Source organism: Paenarthrobacter nicotinovorans (genome assembly GCF_007670255.1).
Classification (GTDB): domain Bacteria; phylum Actinomycetota; class Actinomycetes; order Actinomycetales; family Micrococcaceae; genus Arthrobacter; species Arthrobacter nicotinovorans_B.
The window spans coordinates 1-213 of the sequence record NZ_SZVS01000038.1 but is presented as its reverse complement, the minus strand read 5'-3'; the positions used below and the strand labels follow the sequence as shown (position 1 = coordinate 213).

1 pseudogene is annotated in these 213 nt (G+C 67.1%); it reads left to right on the top strand.

The features are described 5' to 3' along the window. A pseudogene (locus tag FDP28_RS20435) lies at positions 1-213 on the top strand (DUF222 domain-containing protein); the annotation flags it as partial.

Below are 213 nucleotides of genomic sequence, written 5' to 3'. Positions count from 1 at the left end.
CTGGACAAGATCCAACACCTCACCGACCAGGACACCATCACCCGGATGGAACACGCCCTGACCCGCACCGCCACCCAGTCCGACCCCGACTTCCTCACCACCATGACCCGACGCTGGACCGACCGCATCGACCAAGACGGCCCCGAACCCTCCGAAGAAGCCCTCCGCCACACCCAAGGCGCGTTCCTGCGCCGCCGACACCGCTACGGACTC